Annotated in this window: 18 protein-coding genes; 10 read left to right on the forward strand and 8 right to left on the reverse strand. The window is 68.6% G+C overall.

The features are described 5' to 3' along the window. The first annotated feature begins 126 nt into the window (after positions 1 to 126). From AC5P6S_RS19515 to AC5P6S_RS19530, 4 genes are all read left to right on the forward strand, one after another. Complete coding sequence (locus AC5P6S_RS19515; protein ID WP_005411548.1) at positions 127 to 375, forward strand: hypothetical protein; 249 nt, start codon at positions 127 to 129, stop codon at positions 373 to 375. A 122-nt stretch (positions 376 to 497) separates the two neighbouring features. After that, a complete protein-coding gene (locus AC5P6S_RS19520) occupies positions 498 to 1,415 on the forward strand; it encodes a bestrophin family protein (RefSeq protein ID WP_005411547.1) in 918 nt (305 codons plus the stop codon). Between the two features lie 19 nt (positions 1,416 to 1,434). Then, entirely contained in the window at positions 1,435 to 2,424 is a 990-nt protein-coding gene (gene hemB / locus AC5P6S_RS19525) for a porphobilinogen synthase (RefSeq protein ID WP_005414824.1), read from the forward strand. A 32-nt stretch (positions 2,425 to 2,456) separates the two neighbouring features. Beyond that, a complete protein-coding gene (locus AC5P6S_RS19530) occupies positions 2,457 to 2,726 on the forward strand; it encodes a hypothetical protein (RefSeq protein ID WP_049397683.1) in 270 nt (89 codons plus the stop codon). 81 nt (positions 2,727 to 2,807) lie between these two features. Here the strand turns inward: AC5P6S_RS19530 and AC5P6S_RS19535 are convergent, their stop codons facing one another. After that, positions 2,808 to 3,671, reverse strand: a complete 864-nt coding sequence (locus AC5P6S_RS19535) for a TolB-like translocation protein (protein WP_049417654.1) — start codon at positions 3,669 to 3,671, stop codon at positions 2,808 to 2,810. A gap of 49 nt (positions 3,672 to 3,720) precedes the next feature. Between AC5P6S_RS19535 and aroE the strand changes: the two genes are divergently transcribed. From aroE to dinG, 3 genes are all read left to right on the forward strand, one after another. Next, positions 3,721 to 4,566 carry a shikimate dehydrogenase gene (aroE, locus tag AC5P6S_RS19540; RefSeq protein ID WP_033833778.1) on the forward strand — a complete coding sequence of 282 codons (846 nt, stop codon included), beginning with the start codon at positions 3,721 to 3,723 and terminating at the stop codon, positions 4,564 to 4,566. Positions 4,567 to 4,569: 3 nt separating this feature from the next. Beyond that, a complete protein-coding gene (locus tag AC5P6S_RS19545; RefSeq protein ID WP_235643550.1) occupies positions 4,570 to 4,923 on the forward strand; it encodes a hypothetical protein in 354 nt (117 codons plus the stop codon). Between the two features lie 167 nt (positions 4,924 to 5,090). Then, positions 5,091 to 7,193 (forward strand): ATP-dependent DNA helicase DinG, encoded by a 2,103-nt coding sequence (gene dinG / locus AC5P6S_RS19550; RefSeq protein ID WP_005411541.1) that lies wholly within the window; start codon positions 5,091 to 5,093, stop codon positions 7,191 to 7,193. A 130-nt stretch (positions 7,194 to 7,323) separates the two neighbouring features. Here dinG and ilvD read toward each other — a convergent pair whose 3' ends face one another. Beyond that, the gene (gene ilvD / locus AC5P6S_RS19555) at positions 7,324 to 9,162 is read right to left on the reverse strand and encodes a dihydroxy-acid dehydratase (protein WP_049397685.1); all 1,839 of its coding nucleotides are present in this window, start codon (positions 9,160 to 9,162) and stop codon (positions 7,324 to 7,326) included. A 456-nt stretch (positions 9,163 to 9,618) separates the two neighbouring features. On the opposite strand from ilvD, the gene AC5P6S_RS19560 reads away from it, so the two are divergent. The 3 genes from AC5P6S_RS19560 to AC5P6S_RS19570 are packed head-to-tail and all read left to right on the forward strand — an operon-like array spanning position 9,619 to position 12,024. Further along, entirely contained in the window at positions 9,619 to 10,191 is a 573-nt protein-coding gene (locus AC5P6S_RS19560) for a DUF1190 domain-containing protein (RefSeq protein ID WP_005411539.1), read from the forward strand. Positions 10,192 to 10,198: 7 nt separating this feature from the next. After that, positions 10,199 to 11,377 (forward strand): glutathionylspermidine synthase family protein, encoded by a 1,179-nt coding sequence (locus tag AC5P6S_RS19565; RefSeq protein ID WP_049397686.1) that lies wholly within the window; start codon positions 10,199 to 10,201, stop codon positions 11,375 to 11,377. After that, on the forward strand, positions 11,377 to 12,024 hold the full coding sequence (locus AC5P6S_RS19570) for a hypothetical protein (protein ID WP_235643548.1): 648 nt from the start codon (positions 11,377 to 11,379) through the stop codon (positions 12,022 to 12,024). Before AC5P6S_RS19565 ends, AC5P6S_RS19570 begins: the two co-directional genes overlap by 1 nt. 138 nt (positions 12,025 to 12,162) lie before the next feature. On the opposite strand, the gene AC5P6S_RS19575 is transcribed toward AC5P6S_RS19570, so the two are convergent. From AC5P6S_RS19575 to AC5P6S_RS19600, 6 genes are read right to left on the reverse strand one after another with little or no spacing between them, the layout of a single operon-like run. Beyond that, positions 12,163 to 13,461 carry a DUF58 domain-containing protein gene (locus tag AC5P6S_RS19575; RefSeq protein WP_235643546.1) on the reverse strand — a complete coding sequence of 433 codons (1,299 nt, stop codon included), beginning with the start codon at positions 13,459 to 13,461 and terminating at the stop codon, positions 12,163 to 12,165. Beyond that, positions 13,458 to 14,444 carry an AAA family ATPase gene (locus AC5P6S_RS19580; RefSeq protein WP_005411535.1) on the reverse strand — a complete coding sequence of 329 codons (987 nt, stop codon included), beginning with the start codon at positions 14,442 to 14,444 and terminating at the stop codon, positions 13,458 to 13,460. Before AC5P6S_RS19580 ends, AC5P6S_RS19575 begins: the two co-directional genes overlap by 4 nt. Then, positions 14,441 to 15,625, reverse strand: coding sequence for a DUF4350 domain-containing protein (locus AC5P6S_RS19585; RefSeq protein ID WP_033833771.1), 1,185 nt, complete (start codon positions 15,623 to 15,625; stop codon positions 14,441 to 14,443). Before AC5P6S_RS19585 ends, AC5P6S_RS19580 begins: the two co-directional genes overlap by 4 nt. Further along, positions 15,622 to 17,244 (reverse strand): DUF4129 domain-containing protein, encoded by a 1,623-nt coding sequence (locus AC5P6S_RS19590; protein ID WP_099473917.1) that lies wholly within the window; start codon positions 17,242 to 17,244, stop codon positions 15,622 to 15,624. Before AC5P6S_RS19590 ends, AC5P6S_RS19585 begins: the two co-directional genes overlap by 4 nt. Next, on the reverse strand, positions 17,234 to 18,226 hold the full coding sequence (locus tag AC5P6S_RS19595; RefSeq protein ID WP_005414812.1) for a stage II sporulation protein M: 993 nt from the start codon (positions 18,224 to 18,226) through the stop codon (positions 17,234 to 17,236). Before AC5P6S_RS19595 ends, AC5P6S_RS19590 begins: the two co-directional genes overlap by 11 nt. Beyond that, entirely contained in the window at positions 18,223 to 18,912 is a 690-nt protein-coding gene (locus AC5P6S_RS19600; protein WP_235643545.1) for an RDD family protein, read from the reverse strand. Before AC5P6S_RS19600 ends, AC5P6S_RS19595 begins: the two co-directional genes overlap by 4 nt. Between the last annotated feature and the right edge of the window lie 112 nt (positions 18,913 to 19,024).

Genomic DNA, 19,024 nt, shown 5'->3' on the forward strand with positions numbered 1-19,024 from the left:
ACACCCGGGCCGGGGCACGCACGACAGCACGCTAGCACGGGTCGGGTGACAGCCCCGCCAATGGCAGTAGGCGGCGGCAACGGGAACGATTATGGTGGGGCCAGGAACCAACTGCGGGAGAGCGGCATGGGTGTGATCAGTCTGTTGTGGGGCGTATTGGCGCTGTTGTGGATGATCCTGGCGTTGATTCCGCTGCTGGGCTGGGGCAACTGGTTCCTGATCCCGTTCGCCGCGGTCGGTGCGGTCATCGCCGCGCTGGGCATCCTGTTCACCCACCCGAGCAAGCGTGGTCGGGCGTGGGCCGGATTGGTCCTGAACGGTATCGTGGTGGTGGTCGGCATCCTGCGTCTTGGCCTGGGCGGCGGCGTGGTCTGAGCCCGGTCCCGGGTGCGACAGGGCGTCGCAGGCACACGGCCGATGGCCGGGCGGGGGCGTACAATGAATGGCTGCGCGAGCCCCCCGCGTGCCTGTGAATCCGCGCCCCGCGCGGCTGCCCCATGATCATCCGACCCCGTCCCCACGGCTGGCAACTTCTGTACATCCTGCGCGGTTCGATCGTCAAAGCGATCGCGCCGAAGGTGCTGGCCATCCTGATCCTGTCCATCGCCGTGGCTGCGGTGGTCGAACTGGCGCCCCCCACCGGCATCGAACGCGTGTCGGTGACCCCGTTCACCCTGCTTGGCCTGGTGCTGTCGATCTTCCTCAGCTTCCGCAACAGCGCCTGCTACGACCGCTGGTGGGAAGGACGCAAGCTGTGGGGCCAGCTGGTCTACGAATCGCGTTCGCTGGCGCGCCAGGTAAACCTGCTGCTGGCCGACGACGCGGGCCGTCGTCGTCGCGTCGCCTACCTCACCACCGCGTTCGCCCATGCGCTGGCGGCGCGACTGCGTGGTCGCATCGTCGCCCTGGCAGCACTGCCGTGGCTGGACAAGCGCCAGCGCGAACAGCTGGGCCAGCGCGAGAACGTGCCCGATGCACTGCTGGCGATGATCGCGGCCGAACTGGCGCATGCGCTGCGCGCCGGCCAGCTCGAGCCCATCCTCTACACCCAGCTGGAAGAGCGCCTGCACGCGATGTCGTCGATCCAGGCCGGCTGCGAGCGCATCCTCACCACGCCGCTGCCGTTCGCCTACACCCTGCTGCTGCACCGCTGCGCGTGGATGTTCTGCGTGCTGCTGCCGTTCGGCCTGGCCAGTTCGCTGGGCTGGGGCACGCCGGTGCTGTCGGCGGTGCTGGCCTATGCCTTCTTCGGCCTGGACCAGCTGGGCGAAGAAATGGAAGACCCGTTCGGCCTGGAGCCGAACGACCTGCCGCTGGACGCGCTGGTGCGCACGATCGAGATCGACCAGCTCGATGCGCTCGGCGAACGCCCGTTGCCCGAACCCCTGCTGCCGCAGGGCTACCTGTTGCAATAGCCACTCTTCGGAGCCTGCCATGTCCCATCCGCTTTACCGCCCGCGCCGCATGCGCCACGACGAGTTCTCGCGTCGCCTGATGCGCGAGAACACGCTGACCACCGATGACCTGATCTACCCGGTGTTCGTGCACGAACTGGCCGGCCGCACCGCAGTGCCGTCGATGCCGGGCGTGGAGCGGCTGTCGATCGAAGAACTGCTGAAGGTGGCCGAAGAGGCGCTGGAGCTGGGCATTCCGGTAATCGACCTGTTCCCGGTGATCGACCCGTCGCTGAAATCGCTGGATGCATCGGCGGCGTGGGCCGAGGACGGCCTGGCGCAACGCGCGATCCGCGCGCTGAAGTCGCGCTTCCCGGAACTGGGGGTGATGACCGATGTGGCGCTGGACCCGTACACCACCCACGGCCAGGACGGCATCATCGACGACAAGGGCTATGTACTGAACGACATCACTGTCGAAGCGCTGGTCAAGCAGTCGGTGTCGCATGCCGAAGCCGGCGTCGACATCGTTTCGCCGTCGGACATGATGGATGGCCGCATCGGCGCGATCCGCCGTGCGCTGGATGCCGACAACCACGTCAACGTGCGCATCATGGCTTACTCGGCCAAGTACGCCTCGGCGTTCTACGGTCCGTTCCGTGATGCGGTGGGCAGCGCGGCCAGCCTCGGCAAGGCCGACAAGAAGACCTACCAGATGGACCCGGCCAACGGCGACGAGGCCCTGCGCGAGATCGCGTTGGACCTGGAAGAAGGCGCCGACATGGTGATGGTCAAGCCGGGCATGCCGTACCTGGACCTGGTGCGCCGGGTGAAGGAGAAATTCGGTGTGCCGACCTTCGCCTATCAGGTGAGTGGCGAGTACGCGATGATGAAGGCCGCCTTCGCCAACGGCTGGCTGGACGAGCGCGCCTGCGTGCTGGAGTCGCTGCTGGGCTTCAAGCGGGCCGGTGCCGATGGCGTGCTGACCTATTTCGCGCCGCAGGTGGCGCGATGGCTGCGCGAGCGCTGACAATAGCGCCACGATAGACGGAGGACTGCGCGATGGGACCCGAACTGGGATGGATGCAATGGCTGATCTGGGGCACCGGCACGCTGGTGTTCGGCACCATCATCGTCGGTGTCTTCATCGCCGCCTGGCGCGCGGGCAAGCGTCCACCGGAGCAGCTCTCCGCCGCCCGCCACGTGGCCCGTGAGCAGGCCCTGCCGGACAGCGTGCAGGCCGAGCTGGCCGCGCTGAACCAGCGCAAGGACAATGGCCAGCTGAGCGAGATGGAGTACGAGCAGTTGCGCGCCAAGGTGTTGTCGCGCTGACGGGCAATGCCGGGGGTCGGATCCCTTTCCGCAGGAAAGGGCTCTGACCCCTTCGCGGGCGCATCCACGCGCGGCGTGGATCTACCGCACGCACCCGGCCACCGCCGCCACCTTCGGCACCGCCAACCGGTACACGTCCACGCCACCGGCACGCGGTGCCCTGGCCGCGCTGCTGGCCACCATCATTTCGCCTGGCTTGGCGTTGTCGATCACCGGCGCGCCGGTCCAGCCGCCGGTCTGGTTGAACGACAGTCCCAACGGTTGCAGGGCCGCGCCACTCCACGCGCAGCCGCTGCTCCACACCTGTGCGGTCGTGCCGTTGCCGCGGCTGAACACCACTGCGCCATCGTTGCCCAGCCAGTCGCCGTCGGTCTCGTCATCGGCGCTGTTCAACGCTGTCAATGCGGTGGCCGGGCCGCGCATGCCCTGCGCATCCAGCGTCGCCACGAACAGGTTCCAGCCGGCGCCACGGCCCTGTTGGCGGGCAAACAGCAGCCGCGTGCCGTCCGCGCTCAGGGCCGGCCCGCGCTCTTCGTGGCGTCCACCGTCGCCGGCCATGGGGTGCGCCTTGCCCAGCCGGCCATCGGCTTCCACCGCAGCCCGGTACAGCGCCAGCGCGCCTTCGCGGCCGGCGGCGAACAACAGCCAGCGGCCGTCGCGGCTGAAGTAGGGATCGCGGGCCTCGCCGGCCACGCCTACCGGCAGGGCCTGCGCCTGCTGCCAGCGGCCATCGACCACGCGCGCCTCCCACAGGCCCCAGCCGGCTTCGCCGCGGCGGGCGAAGACGATGCGCTGGCCGTCGGCACTGATCGTGGCGCGGCCCTCGTCGGCACGGGTCGAGACCACGCCCATGCCTTCGATGCCGTACTCGTTCAACGCCATCGCCACGGGGGCAGAGAGTAGACTGGCGGCAAGCACCAGCAGGGGCAGGGTGATGCGCATCATCCGGTTCCATGCACGAACAGAGCATCAGTCTAGCCAGCTTGAGGATTCCATGACCGACCGTTACGCCGTCTTCGGACACCCCGTTGCCCACTCGAAGTCGCCGCAGATCCACGCGACGTTCGGTCGCCAGGAAGGCATCGCGGTGGATTACCGCGCGATCGACCTGGCCCCGGAGGCGTTCCTGGCCGGCCTGGAGGCCTTCGCCGCCGACGGCGGTGTCGGCGCCAACGTCACCTCGCCGCACAAGGAGGCCGCGTTCTCGGTGTGCACCACCCTGACCGCACGCGCGCGCCGCGCCGGTTCGGTCAACACGCTGCTGCGCAAGGGCGACCGCTGGCATGGCGACACCACCGACGGCATCGGCCTGGTGCGTGACCTGACCGACCGCCATGGCCTGGACCTGCGTGGCCGCCGCATGTTGCTGATCGGTGCCGGTGGCTCCGCGCGCAGCGTCGCCCCGGCGCTGCTTGATGCCGGCATCACCGAGCTGGTGGTGGTCAACCGCACGCCGGAACGCGCCGATGAACTGATCGATGCGATGGGTGAGCCGGGTCGCGCGATCAGCCGCTACTGGGAAGACCTGCGTGATCTGGGTGACTTCGAACTGATCGTCAACGCCACCTCGGCCGGCCGCGACCGTGACGTCGAGTTCAAGCTGCCGCTGTCGCTGGTCAACTCGATGACCACCGCCGTCGACCTCAACTACGGCGAAGCGGCGATCGCCTTCCTGGCCTGGGCGCGCGCCGCGGAGTGCCGCAATACGGTCGATGGCCTGGGCATGCTGGTCGAGCAGGCCGCTGAGAGTTTCCTGCAGTGGCACGGTGTGCGCCCGCAGACCGACGAGGTCTACCAGTCGCTGCGTCAGGGCTCGGCCGTGCTGGCCGGCGAGGACTGATCGATGGACGGCACAACCCTGCTGGTCACGGTGCTGAGCATGGTGGGCGTGCGCCTGCCGGTGCTGATCGCGCTGTGCGTGGGCCTGGTCTGGGTGGTCGGCGCACCGCGCGATGCCACCCGCACCGGTGCCTTGGTCGGCCTGCTGCTGTTGCTGCTGGCCAGCCTCGGCGGCATGGCGGCGGGCATCCTGCCGATGTTGATGGTCCGCAGCGGTGATTTCAGTGCCGTGTCGAGCTTGAGTGCCATCCTCGGCGTGCTGCATTTCGCGCTGGCGATGGTCGAGGCCATCGGTGTGGTGCTGGTGGTGTGGGCGCTGGTGCGCCTGCTGCGTACCCGTACGCTCCCGGCCGCCTGACCGGTCGCGCCGGGCCATGCCCGGCGTATCTGCCCCTGGGATGGTCCGGCCATTGGACCGGGACCGCCAGCGGGCGTCGTCGCCGGCCCGTTCAGGGTCCCAGCGGCGGTGAATGCGGCCGGCCATGCGACAATGCCCGGCCTGATCCAGCTACGGTAATTCCCGGCGTGACCGAAACCGTCGCCGCTCCGCGCACCCTCGATGACACCTTGAAGGACGCGATCCGCAAGGCGTACACGACGCTGCAGGCCAATACCCCCGGCTTTTCCACCCGTCGCTCGCAGAGCCAGATGATCGGCGTGGTGTCGCGTGCGCTGTCGAAAAGCGGTGGCGTCGGCGTGGTCGAGGCGCCCACCGGCGTCGGCAAGAGCCTGGGCTACCTCACCGCAGGCGTGCCGATCGCATTGGCCAGCAAGAAGAAGCTGGTGATCAGCACCGGCACCGTGGCGCTGCAGTCGCAGCTGGTCGAGCGCGATATCCCGAATTTCCTGAAAGCCACCGGCCTGGAGGCGACCGTGGCGCTGGCCAAGGGCCGTACCCGCTACCTGTGCACGCGCAATGCCGCCGAGGCGCAGGGCGAGGGCTCGCAGGGCGGCATGTTCGAGGATGACGCGCCGCTGTTCGACCGGCCACTGGCGCCGATCGAGATGGACATCGCCAAGCGCCTGACCGACGCCTTCACCAGCGGCAGCTGGGATGGCGATATCGACAACGCACCGGAGACCATCAGCCCCGGCCTGCGCAGCCGCATCACCACGCCGGCTTCGGGCTGCGCCGGGCGCCGTTGTGCCTATTCGGCGCAGTGTGCGGTGCTGCGTTCGCGCAACACCGTGCGTGATGCGCAGATCGTGGTCACCAACCACGCGCTGCTGCTGTCGGCGCTGTCGATCGGCGACAGCGACAACGGCCAGCCGTTGATCGCACCGCCGTCGGACATGCTGCTGGTGCTGGATGAAGGCCATCACATCGGCAACGTGGCGATCGACCAGGGCGCGGCCAGCCTGGCGCTGGACGAGATGGCCAAACGCACCGGTCGCCTGCAGATCCTGATCGCCGGCGCCTACCGCGCGGTCGACAAGGATCGCCTCGGCAACCTGCTGCCGAACGAAGCGATCGAGGTGGCCAGCAACGTGGCCAAGCAGCTGCGCGCGTTCCGTGACCACATCGAGCGGGTGTGGATGCCGGCGCCAGCCGATGAGGAACCGATGTGGCGCGCCGCCAATGGACGCCTGCCCGAGGCCTGGCGCGAGCCGATCGAAGCACTGGCCGACGATACCCGCAGTCTCTACAACTGGGCGCATGCCGCCACCGCGCAGGTGGCCAAGGGCAAGCCGGACGATGCCGCGCGCGAGCGCCTGCAGCGCAACCTGGGCATGGCGCTGGAGATGATCGAGCAGCAGTACAACCTGTGGCAGGCCTGGCGTCGCGAAGACAAGGACGGTGCGCCGCCGATGGCGCGCTGGGTCACCGCCACCCGCGACGGCGACCTGGTGCTGCACGGCTCGCCGGTGTCGGCCGCGCACGTGCTGCGCAAGCTGCTGTGGGATGAAGTGGACTCGGTGGTGATGACCTCGGCGACGCTGACCGGCGGTGGCGACTTCCAGTCGCTGGCGATCGACAACGGCATTCCGGAAGAGGCCGAGATGGTCTCGCTGTCGTCACCGTTCGACCTGCCCAACCAGGCCGAACTGATCGTGCCGAAATTCCCGGTCACTCCGGACGACCGCGAAGGCCATCCGCGCGAAGTGGCGCGCTATCTCGACACCGAGCTGGACTGGGCCAAAGGCTCGATGGTGCTGTTCACCTCGCGCTGGAAGATGGAGAAGGTGGCCGGGCTGATGTCGGCCGCGCGCCGCAAGCAGGTGCTGGTGCAGGGCGAGATGTCCAAGACCCGCCTGATCGACGAGCACCTGCGCCGCGTGGCCGCAGGCGAGGGTTCGGTGCTGTTCGGACTGAACTCGTTCGGCGAAGGCCTCGACCTGCCCGGTGAAGCCTGCACCACGGTGGTGATCACCCAGGTGCCATTCGCGGTGCCGACCGATCCGCAGACCGCCACCCTCAGCGAATGGTTCGAGGGGCGTGGGCTGAATGCCTTCAACCTGATCGCCATTCCGCATGCGTTGCGCACGCTGACCCAGTTCGCAGGCCGCCTGATCCGCACTTCCACCGACACCGGCCGCGTGATCATCCTCGATTCGCGGCTGCTGACCCGCCGCTACGGCAAGCGCATCATCGACGCGCTGCCGCCGTTCAAGCGTGTGATCGGCTGACCGGTAGTGCCGGCCGCTGGCCGGAAAAAAGGGGACGGAGGGAATTAAGTCGTTTATGGCACAAACGACTTAATTCCCTCCGTCCCCTTTTCCCAGATGCCGGCCAGCGGCCGGCACTACCGTATGGCGGTCAATCGCCCAGAAGCGCGGTGTTGCGTACGGCGCCCTTGTCGGCGCTGGTGGCCAGCAGGGCGTAGGCCTTCAGCGCGCTGGTGACCTTGCGTGGGCGCGGCGCGCGCGGCTTCCAACCACGCGCATCGGCGTCGCTGCGGCGCTGGGCCAGCGTGGTCTCATCCAGCAGCAGGTCGATTCGGCGGGCCGGAATGTCGATGCGGATGCGGTCGCCATCTTCCACCAGGCCGATGACACCCCCGCTGGCGGCTTCCGGCGAGACATGGCCGATCGACAGGCCGGAGGTGCCGCCGGAGAAGCGGCCGTCGGTGAGCAGTGCGCACTGCTTGCCCAGTCCCTTCGACTTCAGATAGCTGGTCGGGTACAGCATTTCCTGCATGCCGGGGCCGCCCTTCGGGCCTTCGTAGCGGATCACCACCACCTCGCCCGGCTGCACTTCGTCGGCGAGGATGCCGGCGACGGCGGCGTCCTGGCTTTCATAGACACGCGCGGGACCTTCGAACACATGGATCGATTCGTCCACGCCGGCGGTCTTCACCACGCAGCCATCCACGGCCAGGTTGCCGCGCAGCACGGCCAGCCCACCTTCCAGCGAATACGCATGCTGCAGCGAGCGGATGCAGCCCTCGGCGCGGTCTACGTCCAGCGTCGGCCAGCGCGTGGCCTGGCTGAAGGCCTCCTGGGTGGGGATGCCGGCCGGGCCGGCCTTGAAGAAGGTATGCAGGGTGTCGTTGTCGCTGCGCACCACGTCCCAGCGTTCCAGTGCTTCGGCCAGGCTGGCGCTGTGCACGGTCGGCACCGTGGTTTCGAGCAGGCCGGCGCGGTCCAGCTCACCGAGGATGCCGAACACACCGCCGGCGCGATGCACGTCCTCGATGTGGTACTTCGGCGTATTCGGCGCCACTTTGCACAGCTGCGGTACGCGCCGCGACAGCGCGTCGATGTGGGTCAGGTCGAAGTCGACCTCCGCTTCCTGCGCGGCGGCCAGCAGGTGCAGGATGGTGTTGGTGGAACCGCCCATGGCGATGTCGAGGGTCATCGCATTGGCAAACGCCGCCTGGGTGGCGATGCCGCGCGGCAGCGCGCTCGGGTCTTCGCCGCCATACCAGCGATGGCAGAGTTCGACGATCAGGCGGCCGGCACGGCGGAACAGCGCCTCACGGTCGGCGTGGGTGGCCAGCGTGGTGCCGTTGCCGGGCAGTGACAGGCCCAGTGCTTCGGTCAGGCAGTTCATCGAGTTGGCGGTGAACATGCCCGAGCAGGAGCCGCAGGTGGGGCAGGCGCTGCGTTCGAACGCTGCCACCTTCTCGTCGGAAGCGCTGTCATCGGCAGCCACCACCATCGCATCGACCAGATCCAGCTTGTGCTCGGACAGCTTGGTCTTGCCCGCTTCCATCGGCCCGCCGGAAACGAACACCACCGGGATGTTCAGGCGCAGCGCGGCCATCAGCATGCCGGGGGTGATCTTGTCGCAGTTGCTGATGCACACCAGTGCGTCGGCACAGTGCGCGTTGACCATGTACTCCACGGCGTCGGCGATGATCTCGCGGCTGGGCAGCGAATACAGCATGCCGTCGTGGCCCATCGCGATGCCGTCGTCCACGGCGATGGTGTTGAATTCCTTGGCGACGCCGCCGACCTGCTCGATCTCGCGCGCGACCAGCTGGCCGAGGTCCTTCAGGTGCACGTGGCCGGGCACGAACTGGGTGAAGGAGTTGGCGATGGCGATGATCGGCTTGTGGAAGTCGCCATCCTTCATGCCGGTGGCACGCCACAGGGCGCGGGCGCCGGCCATGTTGCGGCCGGCGGTGGAGGTGCGGGAACGGTATTCGGGCATGGCTGGCGGAACGGGCGGGCCGTACGACGTGGGGGTCAGCCGATCATGGCCAATTTTTTCGGTTGCTGCTGCAACCACCGGGGAGAGAGCGGCAGGGCTGCGCCCTGCACCCGGGGTAGTGCCGGCCGCTGGCCGGCAACCTCAACAGCAACAGCTGGGCTATCCGTGGGATGGCGGGGTGGGTCCGGCTGCGGGGGACGGCGCAAGTACGTCCATGTAGCCTCGGTCGCGCCATCCATGGCGCTCACGCCCCCGCAACCGGACCCACCCCGCCTTCGACAGTTTCCTGCGATCTGACGGGGTCGGATCCCGTTCTGCGCGACGGGCTCTGACCCCCGATTCCTGATTGGAACGACGAAAATGAAAGTCCGTTCATCTTTCGGACTTTGCCGATTCCGGTTGCTGGCCCGGATTTGGCATCATTGGGGCATTGATCCGTCGACAGGGCATGAGGCCATGAAACGTTCCCGCACCACCGCGCTGCTGCTGATGAGCGCCGCGCCGCTGCTGTTCACCGCCTGCCAGAAGGAGCCGGAGGTGAAGGTGCAGGAAGGCCTGTACACCTCGGTCGAGGCCTGCACCGAGGCCACCGGCGATCCGTCGTCGTGCCGCAATGCCTTCGCCGAAGCGCAGAAGCAGGCCGCCGATGCGGCGCCGAAGTACGCCAGCAGGGAAGCCTGCGAGAAGGATTACAAGCCGGAGCAGTGCGTGCAGCAGCACACCTCGGCCGGTACCTCGTTCATCGGCCCGATGATGATGGGCTTCTTCATGTCGCAGATGCTGAGCAACCGCGGAGGCCTGGCACCGCAGGCACCGGCATCGGCGCCGGCCTACCAGGACAAGAATGCGGGTTGGGCGCGCCCGGCACCGGGTGGCACTGGTGGCCTGAACACCGCCAGCGGCATCGGCGCGGGCAAGGCCGGCCTGGCCCCGGTCACCAGCGAACCGAACCGTGCGGTCACTGCCAGCCGTGGTGGCTTCGGCAACACCAGCGCGCGTCGCAGCAGCAGCGGCAGCTACGGCGGCTGATCGACCCATGCAGCGCATCCGGATTGCCGAGCGTGCCCAATGGCGGGCGCGCGCGGAAGAGGCAGGTTTCCGCTTCCACACCATCGACGGCCAGCCGTACTGGGACGAAAGCGCGTACTACGCGTTCACCCTGCGCCAGATCGAGCAGGACATCGAAGACCCCAGCGCCGAGCTGCACCAGATGGCGCTGGACCTGGTCGGCGATGTCATCGCCAGCGAACGCTTGATGGACCAGCTGGCGATTCCGTCGCATTACCGCGACTGGATCGCCGACAGCTGGCGCCAGCGCCAGCCGCATCTGTACGGTCGCCTGGACCTGGCCTACGACGGTACTGGCCCGGCCAAGCTGTACGAACTGAACTACGACACGCCGACCTCGCTGTTCGAGGCCAGCTTCTTCCAATGGCAGTGGCTGGAAGACCAGCGCAACGCCGGTCGCCTGCCGCAGCACGCCGACCAGTTCAACGCGATTCACGAAGCGCTGGTCGAGCGTTTCGGCGAACTGGCCACGCAGCTGCCGCCGCCGCTGTACTTCAGTGCCGTGGGCAGCTCCGAAGAAGACCGCGGCACCGTCGACTATCTGCGCGACTGTGCATCGCAGGCCGGCCTGCATGGCCAGGCCATCGCCATCGAGGACATTGGCCTGTCCGAGGACGGCCGCTTCACCGCGCTGGACGATTCGGTGATCGGCACGCTGTTCAAGCTGTATCCGCTGGAAGACCTGATGGCCGAGGAATTCGGCCGCGCGCTGCCCGGCTCGGGCGTTCAGCTGCTGGAGCCGGCGTGGAAGGCGGTGTTGAGCAACAAGGGCATCCTGCCGCTGCTGTGGCAGCGCAACGTGGGCCATCCGAACCTGCTGGAAGCGCATTTCGATGACGGCAGCACGCTGGCGTCGGGCTGGGTGCGCAAGCCGCTGTTCTCGCGCGAAGGCGCGAACATCGAGATGCATCTGGCCGATGGCAGCACCCAGCGCAGCGACGGTCCCTACGATGGCCCGGCGATCATCCAGCGCGCCCATCCGCTCACCCGCTTCGAAGGCGGCTATCCGCTGATCGGCAGCTGGGTGGTGGGTGACCACGCCTGCGGCATCGGCATCCGCGAAGACGACAGCGCGATCACCCGTGACAGTGCGCGCTTCGTGCCGCATGCGATCGTTGACGAGGCGCCGACGCGGATCTACGTCTGATGGCGGTGCGGCGTTGGCCTGGCCGGCATGGGCGTTCTTCGCCCGTGCCTGGCCGGCACTTCGATGACGGGCGCAGCCTGCAGGCCTTCGCGGACCGTGTCGCGGTGCGTTGCCATCGCTGCGACACCCCCGGCTGGGTGGTCGCCAGCTGGGAACCTTACCGGTGGACCGCGCGATTCCGCTGCACCGGCTGCAGTTCTGCACTGGACAGTGGTGACTGGGTCGGTGCGGTCTACATGCTGGGCCGCCAACCTTGTGGATTCTGTGGGCATCAGTGGCTGCACGTGCGTCGTCGGGTTCCCGCTGGCGTTCCTGCACCGGCGTCCTTCGCTGCTCGATGTGCGCAATGTGATCGCAGTACCGATGTTTCGGTCTCGGTGCGTCCGTTGCGTGATGCCGAGCCTGCCGATCCGCACTTCGGATTGCCGCTGTGCCTGGTCGAACCGACCCGCGCAGGCCTGCTCTGGGCCTATAACGTTGAACATCTGCAGGCATTGCACGAGTACGCGAGCGCGACATTGCGCGAAAGCCGCGGCCATCACCGATCCATGTTCTCGCGCCTGCCGCAGTGGATGAAGCTGGCCCGCAACCGGGTGTTGCTGCAGCGCGCGGTGGAGCGATTGCAGCGGCGATTGCTGCAGGGGTAGTGCCGGCCGCTGGCCGGCAACCGTTGCTGGTAGATGCCGACCCTGGTCGGCGCTGTGGGTTTCGTGCCAACCAAGGTTGGCACCTACCAGAGCGATGTGTCGGTAGTGCCGGCCGCTGGCCGGCAACCGCTCCCGGTATCAGAGCAACCCTTCGCGCTTCACCGCCAGATAGCGCTCCACCAGTGCACCGGGCAGGGCGTCGGCGGTCACGTCCAGCACCATCACCTTCTCGCTGCGCAGCGCTTCATGCGCTTTCGCGCGCTGCTGCAGGTACAGCGCCGCGGCGCCGGCCTGTGCCGCGTCCTCCAGCGACTGCACCTCTTCATCGAGGACAGCATCCAGTTCGCGCTCGCGCAGGCTGGCCACGCACACCAGGTGGCGTTTCTGCAGCAGGCGCACCGCCGCCAGCAGATCCTCGATGTCTTCGTCGCGCACGTTGCTGACCAGCATCACCAGCGCGCGCCGGCGCTGGCGCAGCGACACTTCGGTGGCGGCGGCCAGGTAGTCGGTGGCCACCGCGCGCGGCTGCAGATCGTAGCTGGCACGCAGCAGGTGCTCGACCGTGCCCATGCCACGCTGCGGTGCCACCCAGCGGCGCTCGCCACCGGTGGCGAACAGGCCGGCAGCATCGCCCTGGCGCAGCGCCAGGTAGGCCACCACCAGAGAGGCGTTCAATGCATGATCGAAGTGCGAGAGCCCGCCTTCGCTGGCCAGCATGCGGCGGCCACTGTCGAGCATCAGCAGCAGCTGCTGGTTCTTCTCGTCCTGGTACTCGCGCGAGACCAGCTTGCGCGCACGCGCGGTGGCCTTCCAGTCCAGCTGGCGCAGGCTGTCGCCGATGCGGTACTCGCGCATCTGGTGGAAGTCGGTGCCTTCACCACGGCGGCGCTTCACGTGTGCGCCGACCAGCCGCGAGGCCTGGTCGGCACTGAACAGGGCGAAGCGAGTGAGCGGTACGAAGTTCGGATAGACCCGCACGTCCAGCACGGGAGGCAGCGTGCGTTGCTGCCACCACAGCCGCCATGGCGAGCGCATGCGCAGGTGCACGCCGTCGAAGCGGAAGCGCCCGCGCTGCAGCGGCTGCAGGTGGTAGTGCAGGGTGGAGGCGCTGCCGGCCTTCAGGCGCACGCGCTGCGGCAGCGACTCCAGCGGCCAGCCGCCGGGGACCAGGTCGAACACCTGCACCGTCATCGATGCGTCCGCCTGCAGCCGCAGCGCGGCCTCGCGGCGCACGCCCAGTGCCAGCGCTTCGGGCAGCTCACGCTGGATCTGCGGCGATGGACGCCGCGTCTGCCGCCACAGATCCATCAACGCTGGCACGGCAATCGCCACCGCGGCCAGCGCCCAGCTCCAGCGCGGCAGCAGGCCGCCCAGCACCAGGCCACCCAGGGCGGCCCAGGCCAGCAGCAGCGCCAGCAGCAGCGGGGCCGGCCTCATCGGCGCGGTGCTTCCACCTTGGCCAGCAGTGCACCCAGCACGTCGTCGGCGTCCTGGCCTTCGATCTGCAGTTCCGGTGCCAGCGCGATGCGATGGCGCAGCGCGGGGCGCGCGATGTCGCGCACGTCGTCGGGGGTGACGAAGTCACGGCCGGCCAACACCGCCTGCGCGCGCGAGGCACGTACCAGCGCGATGCTGCCACGCGGGCCAGCGCCGACCGCGATACCCGGCCACTGCCTCGTGGCCGCCACAATCCGCACCGCGTAGTCGATCACTTCGTCATCGACGGTGATCGCCGCCGTGGCGCGCTGCAGTTCCAGCAGCTCACCGGCACCGAGCACGCGCGGCACCTGGCTCAGGTCGAAATCGCTGGCGGCGCGGCCGCTGGTGATCGCGGTCACCATGCGCTTCTCGTCCTCCAGCTGCGGGTAGTCGATCAGCACCTTCAGCAGGAAGCGGTCCAGCTGCGCTTCCGGCAGCGGGTAGGTGCCTTCCTGCTCCAGCGGGTTCTGCGTGGCCAGCGCCATGAACGGCGGCGCCAGGGTGAAGGCCTTGCCTTCGATGGTCACCTGGCCTTCCTGCATCACTTCCAGCAGCGCCGACTGGGTCTTGGCCGGTGCGCGGTTGATCTCGTCGGCCAGCAGCAGATTGGTGAACACCGGGCCGCGACGGATCTTGAAGCTCTCGCTCTTCGGGTCGTACACCGCGTGGCCACTGACGTCGCTGGGCATCAGGTCGGGGGTGAACTGCACGCGACCGTAGTCCAGCTCAAGTGCCTGGGCCAGCGCGCGCACCAGCAGGGTCTTGCCCAGCCCGGGCACGCCCTCGATCAGCACGTGGCCACCGGCCAGCAGGGCCACCAGGATCTGGTCCAGCACATCAGCCTGGCCGATGAAGGCGTGGCCGACGGCATCGCGGATGGCATCGACGCGTTCGATCAGGCGGGCGTTGGCGGCCGCCGGCAGCTCGGGGACTTCGGTCATAGCAGGGATCTCATCTGGAGCAGCAAGCGGATGCGCTCGCGCAGGGCGGAGGAATCGTGCGGCGGAGGGGGCGTGAGCGCGCTGGCAACGCGGCCCTGCGGCCACTTCAGCAGCTCGGCGATGGCCTGATCACGCGGCGCGCCATCGAGTGCGGCGGCAACCGGTGCGCGCAGGCGCAGGCGGTGCAGGAACAGGGCGAGTACGGCCTCGTACAGGCGCGCGCCGTGGCCGAAACGCAGCAGCAGTTCACCACTGGCGCGCACGTGCTCCAGCAGCGAACGGCGTTCCAGAACCGGCGACGGCAGCAGGCTGCCGAAGCGCTGCGAGCGGCCCCACAGCCAACCCAGCAGGGCCAGCAGCAACGGTGCCCACAGCGGCCAGCCCTGATAGAACATGCGCGACCACAGCGACGGCGGGCGGCTGGCATAGACCAGCCAGACCGCACCCTTGCCGTAGTTCGGATCGAGCAGGTAGCGGGTCAGGTCGCGATGCGACGCGTCGTGCAGGCCGTCGCTGGCCTTGCCCCCTGCGGAGGCCAGGCGCGCCGCCGGTGAGTCCACCTCGCTGCGCATGAACTCCATGTCGGCCAGCACGCTCACCTTGCCCTGGCCATGGCGCAGGCGCGCGAACACCAGGTCGCGATCCGTGCCCCAGCGACGTTCGGCCTGCGCACTGGCGGCAAAACCCAGGGTGAAGCGACGGCCACCGCAGAATTCGACGTGGCCAGGATCGTCGTCGACATGGAACGGCTGGCAGTCGCTGCGCTGGAACAGGCTGTCCACGCCCAGCCGGTCCAGCAAGGGGCCCTGCGTGCTGCCGGCATCGTCCTCGGCCGGCGGCGGTGTACGTACCAGCAGGTGGCCGCCACCGTCGACCCAGTCCAGCAGCGCGCTGGCAACGGGCGGCGGCAGTTCGCTGCTGTCCTGCAGCAGCACCACCGTATCGTTCGGCCCCAGTGCCATCTGCTGCAGTTCCAGCCGTGGCCGCGAGTGCACGTCAATGCCATCGGCGCGCAGGGCCTGGCCGAGTACGTACAGCGGGTTGTAGGCGGCTTCGCCCTGTGGCGGCAGCCGGATCGTCTCGGTCACCCGTTCGTGCGTGCGCAGGTAGAGGATGGTCAGCGGTACACCGAACAGCACCAATGCACCGAGCAGCAGCGACCAGAACAGGCGCGGACTCATGCCTGCCACCCGTACTGCTGGCGCAGGGTATCGGCCAATGCATCGAAATCGGCGCGGCTGGGCAGGCGGCCACCGTAGGCGGCGTACTGCCACATGCGCACGATGCGCGCGAACAGGTCACGATCGGTGGCATCAGGCATGCGCCGCGACGCGCGCAGGCATTGCGCTTCGGTGGCACCGGGTGGAAGCGCGATACCGCTGCGCTCGCCCACCGTGCGCACACTGGCGCGGTACAGCAGGGCCAGCGCCTGCCGCGGCCGGCCCTGGTCCCAGAGCAGGCCAGCCTGGGTGGCCACGTCCGGCGGCAGCACCACCGGCAACTCCACCTGTTTCTCCAGCACCTCCGGTGCAGCGTCGGCCTTGCGCCGGCCACTGCCACGCAGCCATGGCAGCCACAGCCGCGCGGTCAGCAGCAGCACCAGCAGCAGGATGCCGAGCAGGCCCCACAGGCCCCATTCGGCCAGCCGTGCCAGCCAGGCGATGCCGTCCCTGCGCGCTTTGCGTTCACCTTTGCTGTTGGTGTCACGCTGCAGCTGCTTGTCTTCCTTCTTTTTTTCCTCGGCCTGCTCGATCGGCTTCCAGCGGGTGACCTCGCGGGTCGGGCGCTGCAGCGGGTCCTCATAGGCGCGGTTAACCGCTTGACGGAAACCGGCGGTGTCCACCGGCGTGCCACCGAAGATGGTGGCCGGCGTGTTGGCCGGGTCGATGGTCGGTTCATCGTCGTCGTCTTCGGCGGCGATGTCACTGGCGTTGGGCTTGCCCATTGCGCGCCCGGGCTCGGCATCTGCGTCCTGCGCATGCACCGGGGCGGAGACCAGCGGCAGTGCCAGGCACAGCAGCAGCGCCAGCGTCGATGCCGCCGGCAGCAGGCGATCGCGCAGGCGGCGCAGGGCGATTTCGACGTCCCAGGCTTCCATCTGCGTACGCCGGTTCAAGTACAGGCCAAAGCCCGCACCGACGAAGAACGGGCCGATCAGCGCCGAGGCCAGCCAGCAGGCCAGATTGAAACCGAAGCGTGCCCATGCCGGCGTGTCCTTGCCGATCATGTCCCACGCCGCACGCCAGGATTCGGACATCAGGTCCAGTGGCATGAACATGAACACTGCACCGATGGCGCCGGACACCAGCACCGCTTCGAACGCCATGCAGGTCACGGTCAGCACTGTCGCCGCACCTGCGGCGCCGGCAGCCACCGCACGGCGGCGTGGACCGCGCTGGCCCGGTGCGTTGCCTTCCAGCAGGTTCACCGGCAGGCACAGGCTGCGCAGCACGCTGAAGCGACGCCAGCCCAGGTAGCCCCAGGAACCAGTGTTGCCCCAGTGGCGCTGCGCACGCAGGGCCGAAAGTGTGCTGACCGGTTCGCCGAAGATGCCGCGTGACAGCACATACAGCGGCGCACGCTCGAACAGTGGCTTGCACCACCACATCGCCAGCCAGGCCCAGCCGAAGGCATCCAGCCACCATCCCAGCGCGTTGAAGATCACGAACAACGGAGCACTGGCCAGCAGCCAGCTGCCCCACACGGCGCGCGCATGGCGGCGGGCGAGGGCACTGCCCAGCTCCATCGCTTCCCAGCCGCTGCGTGCACGCAGCACCACGTCCAGACGGTCAATGCGCATGGCCGCCTCCACGCCCGCCACGCCACAGCCACAGCAGCACGCCGGCCCAGAGCACTCCGGCGACGCCGAACTTGGTCCATGCGGGGACTTCGGCGATCGACGACCAGAACGCTTCGATGAAGGCTGCGGCCAGCAGCATGAACGCCACGCCCAGGCACAGCCGCGCACCGATGCGGCCACCGTCGACCAGCGCGTCCAGGCGGCTGCGCCGGCCCGGTGCCAGCAGCTTCATGCCCAGCTGCAGGCCGGCACCGCCGGCGATCACGATCGCGGTCAGCTCGAACGCGCCATGGCCGGCCACGAAGCGCCAGAATGGTCCACCGTGTCCGATGTGCTGCAGGTGGCCGGCCACCGCGCCGATGGTGACGCCGTTGAACAGCAGCACCAGCAGCGTACCCAGCCCGGCCAGCAGGCCGCTGGCGAAGGTGCGCAGGGCAATGCTGATGTTGTTGAGGATGTAGTGGCCGAACATCATCCAGTCGGTACCGCTGTCGCGGCCCAGTCGTTCGGCGGCAGGGTCGTACATGCGCTCCATCGCGGCGATCTGGCGGTTGTCCATCAACGTATGGATCAGGTCCGGGTAGACCTGTACAAGCACGAAGCAGGCGATTGCCGGCAGCGCGAACATCGCCAGCGCCACCCACATGCTGCGTGCCTGGCTGCGCACGAGCAGCGGGAAGTCGGCCACCAGGAATTCCAGCGCGGCGCGCCAGCGCGTCGGCCGTGTGCGGTACAGCACACTGTGGCCCTGCTGCATCAGCTGCTGCAGGCGCTGGACCAGCTGCGGGCTGTAACCGCGCTCGCGGGCCAGCGCCAGCTGCTGGCACAGGCGCCGGTAGCGCTGCGGGACGGCGGTATCGTCCAGTGCCAGGCCGCTGGCCTTGCGGCGCGCGCGGCGCGAGGCGCCGGCACGCAGCAGCAGCCACTGTTCCAGCTCCTGCCATTCCTGCTGGTAGCGGGCGACGAACTGTTCCTGTTTCATCGCCGCCCCAGCAGCCAGTTGGCCATGGCGTACAGGTGCAGCACGGCGACCTGGCCGTGGGTACCGGTCAGGGGCTCGGCAATGCCGGCCAGCTCCTGCTGGCGGGCCGCCGACAGCCGTGGCGCGCGCTCGGCGAAGGCCATCAGCGCGGCCTGTTCCTCCGGCCGCAGTGGCTGCGGCGGGGCCAGCACGCTGTCGATGGTAGGTGGCGGCGGCAGGTACAGCACAGGCGCGTGCACCACCACGGTGCCGGCCACCAGGTCGCCGAGGCGGCGGCCGTGCGGATCGAACAGGCTGCTGACCAGGCCCAGTGCATAGCCGAACGGCAGCATGTCCACCGTGCGCAGCAGGTTGCGGGTGATCGCCGCCATCCAGCCCACGGGCGCGCCATCGCGGGACAGCACGCGCAGGCCCAGCGCGCGCTTGCCCAGGGTACGGCCCCACAGCGCCTCGCACACGATCGGGTAGACCCAGTAGACCAGGAACATCAGCACCAGGTTGAGGCCGGAGCCGAATTCGTCCAGCACCGCCAGCGGAATCGCCATCAGCACCAGCACCGCGATGCGCACGCCAAGATCGACCAGCCAGGCCATGGCCCGCGGCAGCGGTCCGGCTACCGGCAACTGGAGCAGCACACCCTCCGGCGTCACCACCTCACGGTAGGTATCGAGCATCGGTGCGGCCATCAGCGCGGTGGCCTTCGTTGTGGGCGCCGGAGTCCTCTCCGGCTGGCAACCACAGGCATGGGGGTCTCGACAGGTCCTGGTCGGGCCCAGACTTTAGCAGAGCCGCGCGGCA

The organism is Stenotrophomonas sp. YJH_SMC_119, from assembly GCF_059368315.1.